At 67.3% G+C, this 1,312-nt stretch carries 1 pseudogene; it reads left to right on the forward strand.

Annotated features, from left to right (window positions below):
- A pseudogene (locus tag ACZ7IB_RS49270) lies at nucleotides 1–1,209 on the forward strand (IS4 family transposase); the annotation flags it as partial.
- Nucleotides 1,210–1,312 lie beyond the last annotated feature (103 nt).

The following is a 1,312-nucleotide window of genomic DNA, read 5'->3' on the forward strand; positions in this document are numbered from 1 at the left end:
GCCCTGCGGGACATACGCCGCCGACTGGGGCCGGCCCCACTGGAGCTGCTCTTCACCATTCTGGCCGGCCCGGTGGCCCGGCCAGAGACTCCCGGAGTGCGTTACCGACGCTGGCGGACGGTCGCCTTCGACGGCTGCAGTTCCGCCAAGGCCCCCGACCGGCCCCGCGTCTGCGGCTGGCTCGGCAAGATCAAGCACCGTTACGGTCAGGAGGGCTACCCCATGCTGAAACTCGTGGCCCTTTGCGAGACCGGCACCCGCGCTCTGCTCGGCGCCGCCTTCGGTCCCGTGGCGCCTGCGGAGTCCGTCTACGCCGAGCAACTGCTGCCGTTGCTGGACGACACCATGCTGCTACTCAACGACCGGGGCTTTGACTCAGATGACTTCCTGGCCAAATGCGCCAGCACCGGCGCCCAGTTGCTGGTGCGCCTCAAAGGCACCCGCACTCCAGCCACATGGGCCGTCCTGCCCGACGGCTCCTACCTGACACGAATCCGCGGAGTACGCCTGCGCATCATCGACGCCCAGGTCACCGTCACGACCGATGACGGTATCCGAACCACCGGAAACTACCGCTTGGCGACGACCCTGCTGGACCACCGCCACCACCCGGCCGACGAGCTCGTCGCGCTCTACCATGAACGATGGGAGATCGAATCGACTTTCTACTCCCTGCGCCACACACTGCTCGACGGTCTCGTCCTGCGCTCGCACGACCCCCGCGGCGTCCAGCAGGAAATCTGGGCTCAACTGACGGCCTATCAGATTCTCCGTCGCGCCATGGTCGAGGCTGCGGAGTCCGTGCCCGGGACCGATCCTGACCGTGCCTCCTTCACCGTCGCCCTCGAAGCAGCCCGGGAACAGGTCATCACCGCCCAAGGTGTACTGCCCGACCCGGCACAGCCCGCAGTCATCGGCGTCATCGGCCGCACCGTGCTGGAGAACCTGCTGCCCAGACGCCGTCCGCGCATCGCACCACGCAGGGTCAAATGCCCGATCTCCCGCTACGCGACCCCTCGGGATGAAACGCGCGGCCACCCCGCGGTCCGCATCACCGCCATCGAGGTCGCTGTGCACCACGCATCCGAACGCGCCCCCGAGGGGCGGCGGGACCGAACACTCCAGCTCATGCGCACTGTCCCGGAGCGTTCCTGGCGCGCCTGCGAGATCGCAAGGGGCATCGGTCTGGACGATGCCCGAGGACTGCGGGGGCCTCCCCCAAGGCCAGGTAGTTAGCGTTTTCGCAGGTCACGCAAGGGGTGTTGAAGGATTTCTGACCTAGAACAACGGAGCTCGTTGGTACAGGCAGTCG

The sequence above is a fragment of the Streptomyces sp. NPDC037301 genome (assembly GCF_055602785.1).